General features: G+C 52.7%; 14 protein-coding genes. 10 read left to right on the forward strand and 4 right to left on the reverse strand.

Annotated features, from left to right (window positions below):
• Positions 1-123: 123 nt before the first annotated feature.
• From ftsY to ACMHXI_RS14565, 10 genes are all read left to right on the forward strand, one after another.
• Positions 124-1,788 (forward strand): signal recognition particle-docking protein FtsY, encoded by a 1,665-nt coding sequence (gene ftsY / locus ACMHXI_RS14520; protein WP_208123936.1) that lies wholly within the window; start codon positions 124-126, stop codon positions 1,786-1,788.
• A 3-nt stretch (positions 1,789-1,791) separates the two neighbouring features.
• Positions 1,792-2,484: a cell division ATP-binding protein FtsE gene (ftsE, locus tag ACMHXI_RS14525; RefSeq protein ID WP_025012145.1), complete on the forward strand. Its 693-nt coding sequence runs from the start codon at positions 1,792-1,794 to the stop codon at positions 2,482-2,484.
• A gap of 3 nt (positions 2,485-2,487) precedes the next feature.
• Positions 2,488-3,453: a permease-like cell division protein FtsX gene (gene ftsX, locus ACMHXI_RS14530; RefSeq protein ID WP_025012146.1), complete on the forward strand. Its 966-nt coding sequence runs from the start codon at positions 2,488-2,490 to the stop codon at positions 3,451-3,453.
• Positions 3,454-3,624: 171 nt separating this feature from the next.
• On the forward strand, positions 3,625-4,482 hold the full coding sequence (gene rpoH / locus ACMHXI_RS14535; RefSeq protein ID WP_028780766.1) for an RNA polymerase sigma factor RpoH: 858 nt from the start codon (positions 3,625-3,627) through the stop codon (positions 4,480-4,482).
• Between the two features lie 209 nt (positions 4,483-4,691).
• On the forward strand, positions 4,692-6,866 hold the full coding sequence (katG, locus tag ACMHXI_RS14540) for a catalase/peroxidase HPI (protein ID WP_208143322.1): 2,175 nt from the start codon (positions 4,692-4,694) through the stop codon (positions 6,864-6,866).
• A gap of 414 nt (positions 6,867-7,280) precedes the next feature.
• Positions 7,281-9,437, forward strand: a complete 2,157-nt coding sequence (locus tag ACMHXI_RS14545) for a hypothetical protein (protein WP_208143321.1) — start codon at positions 7,281-7,283, stop codon at positions 9,435-9,437.
• A gap of 10 nt (positions 9,438-9,447) precedes the next feature.
• Positions 9,448-11,379, forward strand: a complete 1,932-nt coding sequence (locus ACMHXI_RS14550; protein WP_413735296.1) for a toxin-antitoxin system YwqK family antitoxin — start codon at positions 9,448-9,450, stop codon at positions 11,377-11,379.
• Between the two features lie 207 nt (positions 11,380-11,586).
• Positions 11,587-11,934, forward strand: coding sequence for a hypothetical protein (locus tag ACMHXI_RS14555; protein WP_208143319.1), 348 nt, complete (start codon positions 11,587-11,589; stop codon positions 11,932-11,934).
• Between the two features lie 477 nt (positions 11,935-12,411).
• Complete coding sequence (locus ACMHXI_RS14560; RefSeq protein WP_413735298.1) at positions 12,412-13,047, forward strand: cysteine peptidase family C39 domain-containing protein; 636 nt, start codon at positions 12,412-12,414, stop codon at positions 13,045-13,047.
• A 119-nt stretch (positions 13,048-13,166) separates the two neighbouring features.
• Positions 13,167-14,021 carry an EAL domain-containing protein gene (locus ACMHXI_RS14565; protein WP_413735314.1) on the forward strand — a complete coding sequence of 285 codons (855 nt, stop codon included), beginning with the start codon at positions 13,167-13,169 and terminating at the stop codon, positions 14,019-14,021.
• Here the strand turns inward: ACMHXI_RS14565 and menE are convergent.
• The 4 genes from menE to menD are packed head-to-tail and all read right to left on the reverse strand — an operon-like array spanning position 14,004 to position 19,022.
• Entirely contained in the window at positions 14,004-15,416 is a 1,413-nt protein-coding gene (gene menE / locus ACMHXI_RS14570; protein WP_208143317.1) for an o-succinylbenzoate--CoA ligase, read from the reverse strand. The two genes, ACMHXI_RS14565 and menE, sit on opposite strands and share 18 nt — an antisense overlap.
• 53 nt (positions 15,417-15,469) lie before the next feature.
• Positions 15,470-16,513, reverse strand: a complete 1,044-nt coding sequence (gene menC, locus ACMHXI_RS14575; protein WP_208143348.1) for an o-succinylbenzoate synthase — start codon at positions 16,511-16,513, stop codon at positions 15,470-15,472.
• On the reverse strand, positions 16,513-17,301 hold the full coding sequence (gene menH, locus ACMHXI_RS14580) for a 2-succinyl-6-hydroxy-2,4-cyclohexadiene-1-carboxylate synthase (protein ID WP_146508936.1): 789 nt from the start codon (positions 17,299-17,301) through the stop codon (positions 16,513-16,515). Before menH ends, menC begins: the two co-directional genes overlap by 1 nt.
• The gene (gene menD / locus ACMHXI_RS14585) at positions 17,301-19,022 is read right to left on the reverse strand and encodes a 2-succinyl-5-enolpyruvyl-6-hydroxy-3-cyclohexene-1-carboxylic-acid synthase (RefSeq protein WP_208143316.1); all 1,722 of its coding nucleotides are present in this window, start codon (positions 19,020-19,022) and stop codon (positions 17,301-17,303) included. The genes menH and menD overlap by 1 nt, the downstream gene beginning before the upstream one ends.
• Positions 19,023-19,058 lie beyond the last annotated feature (36 nt).

A 19,058-nucleotide genomic window follows, 5' to 3' on the forward strand; every position in this document is an offset into this window, starting at 1 on the left:
TAAAGCCCTTTATCGCTCGGGAATGCCCATAACAGGCCCCGCTGCTCCAGGGAAATAGTTGCGACCTCAAGCGGGAGCCCGGCTCCTGAAGATCCCCCACGATGTTGAGCACTGGTAGCACTGATGGCAAAGAAAGGTTTTTTTTCCTGGTTTCGTAAAGACAAAAGTAATGACGAAGCCGAGCAGGCGGCCAAACTCGCCGAACAACAAGCCGCAGAAGCCGCGGCCGAGACCGAACGTTTAGCTGCTGAAAAGGCGCAGACCGAACAAGCCGAAGCTGATCGTCTGGCGACTGAAAAGGCACAGGCTGAACAGGCCGAAGCTGAGCGTCTGGCGGCTGAAAAGGCGCAGGCCGAGCGGGCTGAAGCCGAACGTCTGGCTGCTGAAAAGGCCCAGGCCGAGCAGGCAGAAGCAGCACGTCTGGCTGCTGAAAAGGCACAGGCAGAGCAAGCCGAAGCTGAACGTCTGGCTGCTGAAAAAGCGCAGGCAGAACAGGCCGAAGCCGAGCGTATTGCTGCTGAAAAGGCACAGGCTGAACAGGCAGAAGCCGAGCGTATTGCTGCTGAAAAGGCGCAGGCTGAACAGGCCGAAGCCGAACGTCTGGCTGCTGAAAAAGCGCAGGCAGAACAGGCAGAAGCCGAGCGTATTGCTGCTGAAAAGGCGCAGGCAGAACAGGCCGAAGCCGAGCGTCTGGCGGCCGAAAAGGCGCAGGCAGAACAGGCCGAAGCCGAGCGTCTGGCTGCTGAAAAAGCGCAGGCAGAACAGGCCGAAGCCGAGCGTCTGGCCGCTGAAAAAAACCAGGCCGAACAGGCTGCTGATGAAGAAGCTCAACCTGAGCCACAGGCAAAACCTGTTAAAGAGGGTTTCTTTGCCCGCCTCAAACGGGGGCTGATGCGCACCAGCGAAAATATCGGTAGCGGTTTTATCGGGCTGTTTCGCGGTAAAAAGATTGATGATGACCTATTTGAAGAGCTGGAAGAGCAACTGCTTATTGCCGACGTTGGGGTGGAAACCACCAGTCGGTTGATCTCCAGCCTGATAGATCATGCTTCACGCAAGCAGCTCAAGGACGCCGAAGCCTTATATGAATTGCTGCAGCAGGAGATGCTGGCGACACTGGAGCCTGTGAATGTGCCTCTGGTTCCGGACAATGCCGCCGGGCCTTTCGTTATATTAATGGTGGGTGTCAACGGCGTTGGCAAGACCACTACCATAGGCAAGTTGGCCAAACAGTATCAGCGCGAAGGCAAGTCTGTCATGCTGGCAGCCGGTGATACCTTCCGCGCCGCTGCGGTTGAGCAGCTGCAGGTTTGGGGCCAGCGCAACGATATTCCTGTGATTGCCCAGCATACAGGTGCCGATAGCGCCTCTGTGCTGTTTGATGCCCTGCAGGCCGCCAAGGCCAGAAATGTCGATGTGTTGATTGCCGATACCGCAGGTCGTTTGCAGAACAAGAGCCATCTGATGGAAGAGCTGAAGAAGGTGGTTCGGGTGATGAAGAAACTGGATCCGGACGCTCCCCATGAAGTGATGCTGACCCTGGATGCCAGCACGGGCCAGAATGCCATCAGTCAGGCGCAGTTGTTCCAGGAAGCCGTCGGGGTTACCGGTATCAGTATCAGCAAGCTGGATGGTACCGCCAAAGGCGGAGTTATCTTTGCCATTGCCGATAAATTTGGTATTCCTATTCGTTACATAGGCGTGGGAGAGCAGATAGACGATCTGCGTACCTTCAATGCCAAAGACTTTATCGAAGCCCTGTTCAGTCAGGAGAAGGCGGATAACTGATATATGATTCGATTTGAGCAGGTCAGCAAAATTTACGCCGGGGGCCAAAAGGCACTGTCTGATGTGAGTTTTCATCTTCAGCGGGGTGAAATGGCCTTTCTTACCGGGCATTCCGGGGCCGGTAAGAGTACCTTGCTCAAATTGATCACAGTTATCGAGCGCGCCAGTGCCGGCCGGGTATGGATCAACGGCCATGATATCGCCGGTATCAAGCGCGGCCATGTGCCTTACCTGCGCCGCGATATCGGGATGATTTTCCAAAGCCACCATCTGTTGATGGACCGCAGCGTGTTTGACAATGTGGCGCTGCCCTTGGTTATCGAAGGTTTTACCCTGGGGGAGATCCGCAAGCGGGTAGCCGGTGCTCTGGATATGGTGGGTCTCTATGGTAAAGAGCGCCATAACCCCATCATGCTTTCGGGCGGTGAGCAGCAGCGGGTAGGCATTGCCAGGGCGATAGTCAACAAACCCCCTCTATTGCTGGCCGATGAACCTACGGGTAACCTGGACCCCAAGCTGTCCATGGATATTCTCAGGCTGTTTGAAACCTTCAACGATGCGGGCACCAGCGTGCTGATTGCCACCCATGATCTCGGTCTTATCGCCAGAATGAAATACCGCACCCTGACCCTGAAGCAGGGGCGGATGATAGGTGGTGAAGAACTGGGGACTAGCCCCATGAGCGCTAAGGAATAAGCTATGTCTGCCCAGCCTTCATTGACCCGCAGTAAACTCCCGCTTTCCGGCCGGATAGTGATGTTCTTTATCCGCCATATACAGCATGCCATGGCCAGCATGGGTGAGTTGTGGCGCAACCCTATCTCATCGCTGATGACCATGGCTGTGCTGGGTGTCAGCCTGAGTTTGCCGGCCGCCTTGCAGGTGCTGGTAAAAAATGCCGAAACCATTACCCAATCCTGGAGCAGCGCGGCACAGATCTCCTTGTTTATTGAGGGGAACCGCTCAGAGCAGAGTATTCAGAGCCTGCTGGCACGGATAAAGGTCTACCCGGAAATCGACGAGGTCGACTATATCAATCGTGACGAGGCACTGGCGGAGTTCCAACAGCTGTCTGGTTTCGGCGAGGCGCTCTCCTATCTGGAAAGCAACCCTTTACCGGCGGTGATCAGCGTGATCCCCACCGAAAAGTATTCCAGCCCCGCAGGCGCCAGAGAGCTTTTGACCAAGCTGGAGCGTGAGCCTGAGGTGAGCTTTGGCCGTCTGGATATCGAGTGGCTGGAGCGCTTACAGGCGCTGGTGCGCTTGTTGGAACGTACCGTGCTGGCGTTGGCGGCACTGCTGATCCTGGCAGTGGTGCTGGTCATAGGCAACACGATTCGCTTGGCTATCATGAATCGGCGCAGTGAAATTGAGGTCATGAAGCTGGTCGGGGCCACGGAAGCCTTTATTCAGCGGCCCTTTCTCTACACCGGCATCTGGTATGGTGTTATCGGCGGTATACTCGCCTGGGTGATAATCAACCTCTTGGTCTGGTATCTGGATGGGGCGTTGGCCTCGCTTTTGGGCCTGTATGGCAGCCAACTTGAGATGCAGTCCCTGACCTTTGTTGAGCTGCTGCAGATGATGGCACTGGCGTCATTTTTGGGTTGGCTGGGGTCTTTCCTGTCGGTGCGCCAACACCTGCGAGCCATAGAGCCTCACTGATGTAAAAATGAACTTATCTTCACTTGCATTGTCCTATTTTCGGGGTAAAAATAACCCCGGATGTTGGATACGGCGTTGACAATATATGTCAATTGACCGATAGTGCATCGGCTCATCAGCGTTTTTTTCGACCCGAAATGAGCATCAAAGCAGTAAGAAACAGGAGCGTGAATGACTGATCAAACGCAATCAATGGCACTGATGGTTCCCCAGGGGAGCAGCAGTCTCGAGGCCTATATCCATTCGGTAAACAGCATGACCATGCTGGACGCCGAGCAGGAGTATGAGCTGGCGAAGCGTTTGCAGGAAACCGGTGATCTGCAGGCGGCTAAGCAACTGATTATGTCGCACTTACGTTTTGTGGTGCATATTGCCCGCGGCTATGCGGGTTATGGTCTGCCACAGGCAGACCTGATCCAGGAAGGCAACATAGGCCTGATGAAGGCGGTCAAACGTTTCGACCCTGATGTGGGTGTGCGTTTGGTGTCTTTCGCCGTGCACTGGATCAAGGCAGAAATTCATGAATATGTGCTGAAGAACTGGCGCATAGTCAAAGTCGCCACCACCAAGGCACAGCGTAAGTTGTTCTTCAACCTGCGTAAGGCCAAGAAACGCCTGGGTTGGTTCAGCGATGAAGAGGTCACTATGGTGGCCGAAAATCTTGGCGTATCCAAACAGGATGTGACCGAGATGGAGTCGCGAATGGCGGCGCAGGATCCGGCCTTCGACCTGACCAATGATCACGATGATGATCATGACTTTGCCCCGGCGCTTTATCTGGAAGACCACTCTTCCGACTTGGCGGCCCAGGTAGAAAATGACAACTGGGAATCCAATGCCCAGAACAAGCTGTTGTCGGCGATCAAGACCTTGGATGAACGCAGCCAGCACATTCTGCGGGCCCGTTGGTTGGACGATGAAAAGACCACACTGCAGGAGCTGGCCGATACCTATCAGGTGTCTGCCGAGCGGATCCGTCAGTTAGAGAAAAACGCCATGAACAAACTCAAGGCTTGTATGGACGTATAACGCAGTCAGCAAACTATTCAGTAAAACCCGCCTTCTGGCGGGTTTTTTGTTTTCGGCCGAGGATGTGCCGGGTAAACCATACAAATTATATGGTTAAGAAATGCTTAACGGATTAGATATATACTCCTTGTTCGAGTATAAAAATTAGTCAGCGTATGATGTGAGAGTAAGTCTACTGTAATGCTTGTACCAATATGGAGATAACACCTATGACCGGAAGTAAGCCCTTGGGCAAATGTCCAGTAATGCACGGCGCCAACACATCCATAGAGCAAGACATCATGAAGTGGTGGCCCAAGTCGCTCAAGCTCGACATCCTCAGCCAGCACGACAGCAAGACCAATCCCATGGATCCCGATTTCAACTATGCCGAAGCGTTTGCCAAATTGGACTATGCCGGCCTGAAAGCCGATCTTAGGGCACTGATGACCACGAGCCAGGACTGGTGGCCGGCAGATTGGGGCCACTATGGCGCCATGATGGTGCGCATGGCCTGGCATGCGGCCGGTTCTTACCGCATTGAAGATGGCCGCGGTGGTGCAGGTACCGGCAATCAGCGTTTTGCCCCTCTCAATAGTTGGCCGGATAACGTCAACACAGACAAGGCTCGGCGTCTGCTATGGCCTATCAAGAAGAAGTACGGTAACAAGATTTCCTGGGCAGACCTGATCATTCTCGCCGGTACAGTCGCTTATGAAACCATGGGGCTGAAAACTTTCGGCTTTGCCGCCGGACGGGAAGATATCTGGCATCCGGAAAAGGATACCTATTGGGGCTCGGAGGAGGAGTGGATGGCCACCAGTGATGGCCCCAACAGCCGCTATTCCGGGGAGCGCGAGTTGGAAAACCCATTGGCAGCCGTGATGATGGGGCTTATTTACGTCAACCCTGAAGGGGTTGATGGCAATCCGGATCCGCTGAAGACGGCCAAGGACATGCGGGAAACTTTCAAACGCATGGCAATGAATGATGAAGAAACCGTGGCGCTGACCGCAGGTGGCCACACTGTGGGTAAGTGTCACGGCAATGGCCGCGCCGAAAATCTCAGCCCGGAGCCGGAAGCGGCCGGCTTGGAAGAGCAGGGACTGGGCTGGCTAAACCACAAGAGCCGGGGCATTGGCCGCGATACTGTGGTCAGTGGCATTGAAGGGGCTTGGACAACCCATCCTACCCAGTGGGATAACGGTTTCTTCAAGATGCTGTTGCAGCATGAGTGGGAGCTGAAAAAGAGTCCAGCCGGTGCCTGGCAGTGGGAGCCTGTGGATATCAAAGAGCAAGACAAGCCTGTGGATGTGGAAGACCCGTCCATACGCCACAATCCCATAATGACAGATGCCGATATGGCGCTGAAGGTCGACCCTGAATATCGTAAGATTGCCGAGCGTTTTGCCCAGGATCAGCAGTATTTCAGTGAGGTGTTTGCCAGGGCTTGGTTCAAGCTGACCCACAGAGACCTGGGGCCAAGAAGTCGCTATCTTGGGCCGGATGTGCCGACAGAAGAGCTTATCTGGCAAGACCCAATCCCTAAAGTCGACTACAGCCTGACAGCCAAGGATGTCGCCGACCTCAAGACAGAGATCCTGGCCTCCGGGCTGAGTGTGGCCGAGTTGGTGGCTACCGCCTGGGACAGCGCTCGCACCTTCCGCGGCTCTGACTACCGTGGTGGCGCCAACGGCGCGCGTATCCGTCTGCAGCCGTGCTGCGACTGGCATGGCAATGAGCCGAAGCGGCTGCAAAAAGTACTCAAGGTGTTGGAGGCTATCCAGTCAGGTTGCGGCAAAGAGATCAGCCTGGCCGACCTGATAGTGCTTGCGGGCAGCGCCGCAGTTGAGAAGGCCGCGAGGGATGCCGGGGTCAATATCGAGGTGCCATTCCTGCCGGGGCGTGGGGATGCAACCCAAGAGATGACGGATGTGGAATCGTTCGCCGTGCTTGAGCCTTTGCATGATGGCTTCAGAAATTATCTGCAGGCCGATTATCGGGTGACTCCCGAGCAACTCTTGCTGGATCGCAGCCAACTTATGGGGCTCACGGCCCCTGAAATGACAGTGCTCATAGGTGGTATGCGGGTGCTGGGTGCCAACTTCGAGGGGGCATTACAGGGCGTGTTTACCGATAGGGTCGGTGTTTTATCCAATGACTTCTTTGTCAATCTCACCGACATGCGCTATCAGTGGCGACCGGTTGCCGAAAACCTCTACGAGATTGTTGAGCGTCACAGCGGCGCGGTTAAGTGGACCGCAACCCGGGTGGACTTGGTGCTTGGCTCCAACTCGATTCTGCGTTCTTATGCGGAAGTCTATGCCCAGGATGACAACGGCGAAAAGTTTGTTCGGGACTTCGTCAAGGCCTGGGTCAAGGTGATGAATGCCGATCGCTTTTAACTGAGAGCCAATAGACAGTATATGCCCGAGAGACATCTGGGGGTTGGAGTAGTGCAGCGTATGTAGCTGTATAATTCCAACCCCAGTTTTTTTGGCGTTGTACGGACTTAAAAAGGCTGCAACCTGACGTCAGGGTGGAAATCTGCCGCAGGGAGCAGAAAACGCCGGTTGCAGTAAAACTATGAGTCAGCAAGACTCTAGCCGCAGGAAAGGGTTGGTTGCCTCAAATGAGGTGGGACTTATTGTGGATTTTTGGCTTGGCCTTAAATAGAGGCTTTTTCCCAAAGCTATTGGCGAATTTGCGACGTTTACCAGGCGAAATGGTTAAAGCCTGCGGGGATGGCAGCAGAATTGTGACTCAGGTTCTGGCATAATGCAGCGCTAATTTTTAAGTGTTCTTCTTCAAGGAATGAAATGAAGCAGTATCTTTCCCTCTTCGGCCTGTTATGGCTTTTGTCCGCATGCACCCCCAATTCCCATGTTGAATTTGACCCCAAAAAAGGCGATCAAGTTGATTACTGGGTACAGGCCAAAGCCACTATAGATATAGGTGGACGTCAATTTACTCAGGACAGCAACTCCCTGATGCGTTATGAGGTGATTGAGACCTCGCCGGCGCTAAAGCTGGAGCTGGTACCTAAGTATATGGCTATGTCAGGCGGCGGCCGGCCTTTCAGTAGCTTTGGCGCTACCGATGACAACCCCGAGCTGCAGAAGATGTTTTCCAAAGGCTTTGAAGTCACTCTGGATAACGACTCAGGAAAACTGCTGGGGTTTAAGGCCAAGGACGATGAAACCTGGCAAAAAATATTGGCACGCTCTGGCCCTGAGCTAATCAAACTTTTGGCCCCGGGAATGGATGCTCCCGGCGTGTTGCAGGAGATCCCTGCCAAAGAGGGTAGTAAGCTGACTCTTGAGGGGTTCAACGGCCAGCAAGCCGAATTACTGGTCACCAAAGTGACTCCCGAAACCGTAGACACTGAGTTGACGGCCGAAAGCGATGAGAGCCGCCTGTATGGGCATATGCGCTTGGCTCGCGATAGCGGCTGGTTGCAGAAAATGGTGTTGGTGCTGGAAACTAAAGTCGAACTCAGGGGCCGACAAGGCAGCGACCATATGTTGCTTGTCATGGAGCGTAAAGATCTGCTCGATCAAGTAGGTGATCTGAGCAATCGAATTGCCCCCGATTCTCTGGATAACTGGATTCCCATAGTGACCGCGCCGCCCAAACCTGTTGACGGGCAGGAGATCAGCGCCGAAGCCCTATTCCAATACGGCAAAGGGGCATATAGCGTCGAATCTAAACATCTCCAATTGGAGTTATTGCTCGCCGAGCATGAAAAAGAAGTACTGGGAGAGATCACTTATCGAGACTTCAAGGCATTGGACGCCGAAGATAAACCTATTGAAATGGAGTTTGCCGCTTTAGGCCAATTTGGCCCCTATCAGCAAAATGACAAGCTAGTCACCAGTACCGCCATTGCACCTCTGGGCTGGAACCAGCGAAACCAGTTTGAAAAAATATCCTCCTTCAGCGCCATGGCAGATTTTATGCCACTCGAACTGGTATCGATTTCCGGCCAATGGCAGTCGGGACAAAAGCAGCAACTGGCGTTTGACGGCGGTATTGTCACCATTACACCGATAGCGCAGCAGCCAGATGAATATCAGCTGCATTTCAGCGGCACAGATGGCTATTTGTTGCCATTTTTTGATGGGCTTGAAGGTGAATACCGTTACCAGACGCCAGAAATCGGCCCCAAATGGCTCAATAGTTTGGATCGCAGCATACTATTTAGCGGCGAGAATGGGTTTAGGGTGAAGTTGACCAACCAGCCATCAGAGGTGACCTTCTTTGCTGTTAAGAAGCAGCAACAAGTGAGCTTCAGCCGCGAGGTTAGCTGGGTAAGCCGCGAGGCCTTTGCTGCCGATTACACCCTGCCTCCAATGGATAAGAATTACCTTTACAATGACACCGGCGAAGACTCTGCCGATTTTGACCCTATGAGTTTCTCGACCCAGGACGATACGCCGCAAGGTGCCAAGTTGACCCTGCCACAGGACTGGGCCGGTGTCTGCCAATTGCAGATAGAAGGCGATTTTAAACAAGGGCCGTCATCCTTGGTGTGGAAAGCGAAGTATGACAAATGGAAGCCTGCGCAACTCCAGTACCAACTGAGTACAGAAGATGGTCTTCGCCGTTATTTCTATGGCCTGGAAATACCCAGTCATCTGCATTGTGATGGACGCCCGGTATGGCAGCCAATTGACTATACCCCGAGTGAGCGCGCCTGGCTGGTGCCTCTCGAAGTATTCGGTGAGCTGGATCTGCAGCAATCCACGCGGCAGTTCCTTCAGCAGTACCATCTCTATAGTGCCGACGGAGTACAACTGCCTTTGCTGGATATACACGCTCACTATCTCAATACAGACCATGCGTCCCTGAGCGAAGCCGTTATGGAAGACAAATACCTAAGGGTTGCCGATAGAGTGGAGCGTATCAGCAAACTCGAATATCAGGGCGAACCCCTGGACATTCGTTGGGTCAACAGTTTCCCGCCACTGCCTTAAGGACAAGAAAATGCGTGTATTGATATTACTTTGTTGCCTGATGAGCTGGATGGCAAGCGCCGAGACAGTGTGGTTGAATGATGATTGGCAAGTGGTCGACTGTGAGCAACAGGCCAGTTTTTATGTCAAAGATCCTCAAACTCAGGATCAACACGGTTGGCAAACCACCATCTATTATGTCGGCTCGGATACCCCCAGATTCAAGGGCAGCTTTGCCAAGCCGGGTATTTTCCAAAATGCCCTAGGTAGTTACCAGTTCTTTCACAATAACGGCAAGCTGTCTTCCGACGGCAACTATAACAGTAACAGCGAGATGGAAGGCCCAATCCGCTTCTATGATGAAGACGGCATCCTGACCATGGAGGCCAGTTTTGTTGATGGTAAGCAGCGGGGCACTCAGAAAAACTTCTACAGTAACGGTCAGTTAGAGGAAGTCTATGAGCAATTGGGCGACAAACGCGTCGGTAAAGACAGCCACTATTACCAGGATGGCAGTCTGCAGGCGCAACACTCGCTGGTCAATGGGTTGCCGGAAGGGGAGCAACTGGAGTACTACCCCGGGGGGCAACTGCGTGAGCGCAGCCTGTATCTGGCGGGTAAACTGACCGGTGAGCGCAAACGTTATCACCGCAATGGCGAGCTGTCTTACATTGATACCTTTGGCCCTAAAGGCCAGCAGGGTAAAGCCTATGAATACTGGGATACAGGCGCCAAAGAGGCCGAGTATGTTTATGTGGATGGCCAGCGGCAGGGGCCGGCCAAACGTTGGCACAAGAATGGGCAACTCAGTTGGGAAGGCAGTTACCTGCAGAATCGAGAACATGGGGAAAGCCGTCACTACGATGCACAGGGGCAACTGACTCGAGTTGAACACTATCAGCAGGGCAAGAAGGTGGGCGAGCAGCAAACCTTTTATGCCAATAGCTCGCAGCTGCAGCATTTAGAGCGCTTTGACAATCAAGGCCGATTGGTCTTTGAGCAAAAATTTGCCATTGACGGCAGCAAGACCATGGAATTCAGCGCCCGTTTTGTCAAAGACAAGCAGATCCTCGACAGGCAATACTTTAAAGAGGGCAAGCTTAGCTCAAGAATGCAGCAGGATATGACCCGGGTGTGGACTCTGTTTCAGAAGTTTGATGCCAGTGGGGTTGTCATTGAACTCGAGGAGAAACTGAAAGGTAAGCGCGAGGGGCTGACTCTACAAAGTTATCAAGGGATTTGGGACGATGAGCCCTATATAGAAACCAGTTACTACAACGAAGGTAAGCTCCATGGTGCCTATGAGAAGAAACTGGTTAGCGGCAAACTGTTGGAGCAAGGCGAATACGCCAATGACAAAAAGGTGGGTACCTGGACCTACCTGGATGCCGGTAATCGCAGCACTGAAGAGTATGACAGCCAAGGGCGTCTGCATGGTGAGGTGAAAAAAATCCAGGTGCATGATGGTCAATTGTTGCAACTGGCACATTACCGGCACGGGCAGCTTGAAGGCGAATACCAGACCTACAATGAAAAAGGCGAGTTGCAAGCCAAAGGAAATTATAGTCAGGACAAACGGCATGGCCAGTGGCAGTACCAGGAGCCCTATGAAACCCAAGTGTCCCTCTGGCAAGGAGAGTACCATCACGGCAAAAAAGTCGGCACTTGGCTGGCCCACTCTGCAGCAGGTTATGAACTGGGGCGGGAGCAGTATGACGCCAAGGGGCAGGAACAAGGCAGCTTTTACTATTTCACCGAAGACGGCTTATTGAAAAAGGTCGCCCGTTATCAGGACGGGAAAGAACATGGTGATACCGTGTCTTACATCATGGGTAAACCCTACTATATCCAGATGTTCAAACACGGCGAGTTCTTGGGGAGTCGTGATGTCGATGACGATGAGTCGTCGAAGGGAGAGGGCGACTGCGATAACTCTACCTCATCGCTGCTGTTTGGTTGCTAATGGATATTTTATTGTTTAAAGAGTGAATCCGCTCATTGGTCAGGCGGTATTCCGCCGCCATAAATCTATGTTTAAGGCCGCATCTGCGGCCTTTTTTATGTTTAGGTAAGCCTGATCAGAAAATTCCGATGACAACAAGGATGTTTCTTAACGACCTTGTTTTCATGTCCCTATACAGTGCAACCAAGATCTCTTGGGGGACTGCTTATGGATTTCAGAACATACAGAGAGTTAGCACTGACAGCCGAGCCAGGCTGGGGCATCGCGTTTTTGAAACAAAATAAGTATGAAATTTACCATCAGACTCTTTACTGGCTGATGGATGCCGGTTTTCCTGTTCCACTAAGAGAACTGCGCATCGAACGCTTGGCCGGCTGCGACATTATCTGTTGCCGTATTCTCCCTTCTCGCCTGGAAAGATTTCTTGAAAAACAGGAAATCGCTCTTTACAAGAGCGACAAAGAAGCTCGCTGGGTATTACCCAATCCGATATCAGCCCCCCAATATCGACGTTGGCAGGCGTCAGTACTCTTGAACTCTCTCAAATGCCTTTGAGCTGCAACTTCGCTAAGTCATTATTATCTTCTTTGCTCTGACAACCGGTGATTTAAGTGCTTTCATCATCTAAACATAGTTTGAAAAAGTAGTAACAAATCTCATTGAGAAAAATATGATGCACCTTGTGAAAGTTGATGCTTGAAGTGGCTGCGAACATATGACTCAAGAAGGCATAAGTAGCAACCGTTCATTTGAATCGTTATTAGGTTTTCTAGAAATACTTTAGTTAGTTATATTTCAACTAGTACAATTCAGTTACTACAAATAGTAAATTCTTCATTGTTCAACCCGAAACCTATGCTCCGCAATGTTACCTAATTGTTATCGCTGCGTTTCATGAGTGTGTTATCAGCCTATTGACAAGGCTCCAACACTGTAAATGTTAATAGATATTTAATGATACATATCTTTACATTTAGTTGCTTGGTTATTATGATGTGAAATCTCAAGGACGAAAAAAGACTCAGGATTTAGATGTCGAGCCAATTTATCTCTGGTATTCATTGCCTTTCATTGATTGCCCGCTTTCACCATATCCCAGCGGATCCTAATTCATTAATTCGAGAATTTAAATGCAGTAAAGCTAATAAAGAAACTCCATCATTAGCTAATATTAATTTAATTCGAGCTGCTAGAAGTCTAAGCCTAAAAGCCAAGTTTATAAACGACACCCCTGATAAATTATCTGAACATGTGCTGCCGGCTGTAGGGCGTCATGTGGATGGTCACTTTTTTATTATTGCAAAAGTATCTGATGATAAAGTACTTGTACAAGATTTATCGAAATCTAATTCAGGTCTGGTCACTTACTCAAAAAGCGAAATAAATGAAATTTGGACTGGTGAATTACTTTTGCTGTCAAAACGGAGTTCATTGCTAAGCGGCGTGATGACAGATAGTGCTAAATTCGGATTCTCTTGGTTTGTTCCTGCGTTACTGAAATATAGAGGGTATTTCAGTGATGTCTTTATAGCATCATTTTTCATTCAGTTAGTTGGACTAGCTTCTCCTATCTTCTTTCAAGTTGTTATCGATAAAGTATTAGTACACAAAGGGATGGTCTGTCATTTCTGCGTCAGGCAAGGACTAGGTTTAAAATTCGTGCCGTAGCGCTCTATAGTGATGTGGATAGAGAGCTGCGCCGGGCTGTATCACAGATGATCAAACTATTGGGGTTTCAATACTTAGGGGATTTGGCCAAGTCTCCCACAATTGAAAACCTGAGCTCAATGATTTGCCGTTATCGCGAGTTGAACGAACCTCGTCAGCAAACGCTTGAGCCTGAAAGACAAACAGACTGGGTATCTTTGAATTTCAAAGACTTCAAGGATGCAGTTATGGATCAGCAGTTTGTCGGCTTTTACCAGCCTAAGTTCCACGTATCTGATTTGCAGATTGAAGGCGCCGAAGTTTTGGCGCGCTGGAATCATCCCGTATTTGGTCTCTTGAGTCCGGCACTGTTTATTGAACCTTTGATCCGCTATGGGCTGCTGGATGAAATGTTTCTGCAGCTATTTCGCCAGGGGATAAGGCTGCAAAAGCAATTGCTGGAACAAGATTATCGCTTGTCGCTGGCCTATAACCTGGATATCTCTCAACTGAACTCCACTGAGCTGGTATATCAGATCTCCAAGTTGATCCGTGACTACAAGTTGCCACCGAAATTGGTCACCATAGAGATCACCGAGTCCGGGCTTATTTCGGCGCCGGCCCTCAATATGGAAAACCTGATCCGTTTACGTATGTTGGGCTGCGAGCTGGCCATTGATGACTTTGGTGCTGCTTATTCATCTATGGCTCGCCTGTGCGAACTGCCTTTTTCGCAAATGAAACTGGATGCCTGTTTTGTGGCTGGCCTGGATAGCGAGCCTAGATGCAAGGCAGCGATTTCCAGTGTAATTGCATTATCTGACTCGCTCGACATGCAGTTGGTGATTGAAGGTATTGAGACCGAGGCCCAGCTCAGATTGCTGCAAAATCTTGGCTGCAACCTGGGGCAGGGATTCTACTTTTCCAAGCCCTTGAGTGAAGCCGATTTTTGCAAGCGTTTTTTGAATAGCCAGACCCTAAGGCTTCGCGGCTGAACTGACAGTCGCAATAAGCTGTTTACGCTGCACCTTGAGTCCCTCTGCAACCTCTTGCGGCCAGGGGTAATAGTGCCTCGGGCGTTTAAAGCGGGCCAGCTTGTCTGCTAGGAAGTCGGTCAACTCGGCTTCACTCGGTACTTCTATGCTTCGATAACGCAAAATGGCGGCCGGTAGTAAACCAAACTCGGGGTTATCTTCACCAAAGACGATGGCATCCAGGATGGCAGGATGCCTTTTCAGCGCCGCTTCTACCTCTTCCGGTTGAATATTCTCGCCGCCGCAGATAAACATATTGTCGACCCGCCCCTGAATATGCAGTAGCCCATTCTGGCTCCAAAAGCCTTTGTCCTTGGTGCAGAACCAACCGTCTTGGGTCTCTTTAACTATGCTGCCATCCGGCTGCAGGTAGCCCATAAACAGGGTCTCGCCCCTGACCCAGATAACTCCTTGTTCTATTTTGAGTTCGCGCCCGGGTAACAGGCGGCCACTACTGCCGTCGCTGCGGGCCATTCCCGTGGTGATCTGCGAGCCCATCTCTGTCATGCCGTAACTGGTAAAAGCTTTCACCTTCAAGGAGGATAGCCGGTCAAGCAGGCCTTGGCCTATGGCGCCGCCGCCGAGTAGCAGGCACTTTACCCCAATAAGGCTTTCGGGGCTGTCGTCCAACAGGCGTTGCAACTGGGTGGCCACCAATGAGAGATGAGTGATGGCATCACGCTTTAACTGCGCCGCCATAGTCAGCTTATTATCCGGCAGTACCACGGCCGCCGCAGCCAAGGCGCAGCGATTGAGGATTGCCAGACCACCGATATGGAACAGCGGCAACGAGAGTAACCAGGCATCATCACTTGCCAAGGGGATCAACTGCCGACTGCCATTGGCGTTGGCGATATGGTTGTTAAGGCAGTGGATTGCGGCCTTGGGGCTGCCACTGGAGCCCGAGGTAAGAATGATATTGAGCGGCGTATCGGCCGAGACAGTGGCTATCTCGGCAGGGGTAGCATTCGATTCGAGAATGGCAAAATCCGCCTGCACTCGGGTGATAACCCGCGTTTGCCAAAGCTCATTCCGGGCGTTATCCGGACACCAGATAAAGCGGATATGTAAACGTTCAAGCAGCTCCTGGAGCTGACTATCCGGAAACTTGGGTGACAGCGGGCAAAAGAGTAGCCCCAGATCCAGACAAGCCCAATACAGCAACATCAGCTCACGGCAGTTGGCGGCCACACAGGCCAATTTATCCCCGCGCTGCAACCCCAAGGCTCGAAGCTCGGCGCCGAGCGCCAACACCTGCCGGCTTACTGCCTGATAACTATGGCTGATACCGCCCTCTACCAAGGCGATGGCATCTGGAGTCTGTTGGCCACTGAGGTGAAGGGGCGAGTAGGTCATGCGCTTTCCTGTTAATGAGATTGCTGGTTACAGAGGCTGTCAGAGCTTGGCAGTTACAGACAGGGCCACTGACCCAAGAGTTCCAGCTCAGCAAAGTCCAGACAAGGTTTGTGCCCTTGGCCGACAATAATATCGCGTCCGAAAGGCGCCTGAGTATCCAGTCCGGGGGCTTCGTTGGGGGTTAAGAGGGCTCTGACCGCCTCCAGATCGGTAATTCCCAGAGAAGATTCCAGGCTGGAGCTCAATAGGGCACGCACGCCGGCCGCTTCGGCCTGTTCGATCAGGGTTTGCAGTCTGGTTAAGCTGCCGAGCAACATGGGTTTAAGCACCAGCGCGGTCAGGCCGCTCGCGAAGTCATTGCAGTCAGGTACAAACTCACTTTGCAGCAGACTTTCATCCAGGGCATAGCGTATCCCTGTGGCCTTGAACAGGGCCGGGTTATCGTCGGCGCGGCGGCAGGGTTCCTCAATATATTCAATGCTGGCCTTGGGCAGACAAGCACAAAAATCCACTGCTTGTTGATACTCAAAGCCCTGATTGGCATCCAGCCTGAGTTTGAGATGAGGTTTGGCGGCCAATACAACATGGATCAGTCTGAGCTCCTGCTCCATGCTGGTCTGGGCGACCTTGATCTTGGCTCTGAGAACCGTATCGGGAAGCGCCGCCAGCCTTTGTTGCAGCAGCGCCAGTGGCTCTTCTTCCCTGTGATAGATGAGTGGAATGGTTTCAAAGGCCGGCCAACGCTGTGGCAGTTGTCCTTTGAGTTTGGCATCGAGCAGACTTAGCCCCCAGGCGAGTGAGGGATACTGACAGGCATCGGCCGCCTGACTCAACTCCAGCTCTTTGGCTGCCAGTGCTGGCATCAGCGCCAAGGCTGCTTCTGTCACCTCCGCCAGCGATTCACGGCTGAAACCCAGCAGTGGCTCGCCGTTGGCATCCAGGCCGCTCAGAGGAGCGACTTCTACAAAATGTTCTTCATTGCCGTAACAGGCCTTGATAACCAGCCCGGATCTCTGCTCGATTCTTTGCTTACCCACAGGTAGTGAGGTTTCCAGCGGCAGCCTATAGCGGGCCAGTGACAGTGAGTCTGGATGCATCATTCACCCCTTGAAATCGCGTTCAGGGCGCCTTTGAGCGCCGTGGCAAAAGCGCCGGGTTGGGCCTGATGGCTATTATGGCCCGCATCGGCAATGGTATGCAGCTTGAATCCGGCTTGTGGCTGCCAGGCCTTGGCGAGAGCGCTAAACTTGGCATCCTGCTCTCCTAGGTAGTAGTGGCTTGGGCAGGCAAGCTTGGCCGGCACCTGGCGCAGATCCTGTTGCAGTGCCAGTGAGGTGGCCTGGTAACAGTTGATTAGGCCAAGCGGCTGCTGATGGCGGCGTTTTTCGATTAAACGTTCACGCTCGGCGCTTGATAGGTCGGCAAATACCGCTTGCTGATACCAGAGGGCCAGCACTTGTTCAATCGGCATAGTGTTAAAACGTTCGGCCCACAGCTTATCGGCCATCGCCCTCTGCTGACGTTCATCATGGGATAACAGGCCCGGGTGACAGGACTCAAGATGCAGGCTCAGCAGCGCCTCGGGCCAGGTTTGAGCCAGATGCAGTGCGATACGGCCACCAAGCGAGTATCCCAATAAATGAAAGCGTGGGATGCCTGCCTTGAGCAGTGTATGACGCAGCAAGGCAACACAGTCACTGAAGCCTGGACTCGCTATCGAGATATCACCGCTGCGGCCATGGCCCGGGAGATCGACCGCAATACAGTAGTAGTCCTGACTCAGGTGCGGCAGCAACTCGCGCCAATCATAGCTGCTGCCGAGAAAACCGTGCAGCAGCACCAAAGGTGGCTGGGTTGCTGAACCCTGAGTCGTTGTGGCTAACATCAGCTTTGCTTTACCCATTGGCCTATGCTGGCTATCTGGTCGCTGGCCTGGGTTTGGCCGATGCAAACCTCAATAACCGAGGCGCCGCTATAGTTGAGCGCTTCACTGTAGGCATCCATAAAGCCCTGGAAGTCTTCTACCCTATTGTAGGGCAGGCCAAACATGGCCGCGCCATAACCAAACTCCAGCCCGTGGCTTAATCGGTAATAGTGAGCCCTTACTTGCTCGTCCGGTACCGGCAGGATATTGAAGATATTGCCGCCATCATTGTTGAGTATCACTATCACCAATGGCCCCTGAGCTTGGCGTGCAAGCGCCAGAGAGTTGAGGTCGTGCAGCGCCGATAGATCGCCGAGCACCAAGGTGGTGGCCTGGCCCTTGTGGTTGGCGACGCCGCAGGCACTGGCCAGCAGGCCATCTATCCCCGAAGCGCCGCGGTTGGTATAGGTGATGGCGGCGCAGCAACTGATGGGCGCGAACATATCATAAAGTCGCACCGGCAAACTGTTACCGATAAAAAGCTGCTGCTCGCCGGTGCGGATTGCCGCTATGGCCCTGATCACCTGGGCCTCACCGAACTCGCCGTTATCGATTTGGCGTACAAAGAGCTCATTGAGCGCCTCATTCTGGGCGGTGAGCTCCAGCGCCCAATTGGCGGAGGACGAGCGTGGCCACTCAAGCGCGGCTATCTGCTGTAGCTCTGCCAGCCAGATCTGCTTGGGTTTATGGCTGGGATCCAGGCGCATCTGCTGCGGCAATACTTGCCAATATTGGTGCCAGTTCTGCTGTTCCAGATAACTTATCAAGCGTTTCGACAGTAGGCGTCCACCAAACACCAGTGCCCGGTCGGCCTGTTGCAGCAGGGCTCGGCCCTTGGGGTTGAGCAGCAGTTGGTCGACATTGCCTATCGCGGCAGGATGTTGGCGCAGCTGAGACTGGGCATCTGTCAGCAGCGGCCAACCGAGTTTGCTGGCCAGTTCGACCAACTTTTGTGGATTATCGGCACTATCTAGGGTGCCGGCAATGATAACACCCTTGCCGTGAACAAAACGCGCCATGGTATCCCAACTGGGGACTTGTCCCATGCCTACAGCTGCATATTGGTTATAGGGTGTGCTTGCCTGTTGCCAGATCGCCAAAGGTTGCAGGTAGTGCTCTATGGCCTGGCTTCTGGGGGCATCCAGGCTGCTTGGGTACAGCGGCTCACGATACATACAATTGATGTGGACCGGCATGCTTTGGTTGGCCACGGCTTCATCAATCTGAGTCAGCAGTGCCTGAGGGGCTATGGCCAGATCCGGTGTCGGCAGGTTCAACTGCTTGGCATATTGGCCGAAAATCGCCGGTTGGAGTATGGCTTGGTTGGCGCCGCAAGCTATCAGCTCAGGCGGTCTGTCGCCGGAGAGCACGACCAAGGGGACTTGAGTCAACCAGGCCTCAACGATGGCCGGATACAGGTTGGCAACGGCCGTACCCGAGGTGGTGATAATGGCCACCGGAGCCCGACTGGCCTTGGCGAGCCCGAGCGCCATAAAGCCCAGTCCACGCTCATCGAAGTGCAGGTGTTGTTTTAGTTTGTCCTGGCGGGCGGCTGCCAGCGTCAGGGGCGTGGAGCGCGAGCCCGGCGCCATGCACACATGCTGAGCCCCAAGGCGTGCCAGTTCTTCAAGTATGAGGGAACCCCAAAGGAGATTGAGTTCGGCGTGAGAATTGATTTGCATAAACAGCTTACCCAGTATCGAATGCTCATTAGTGTA

The sequence above is a fragment of the Shewanella sp. BJSY2023SW005 genome, assembly GCF_047314585.1.
Lineage (GTDB): Bacteria > Pseudomonadota > Gammaproteobacteria > Enterobacterales > Shewanellaceae > Shewanella > Shewanella algae.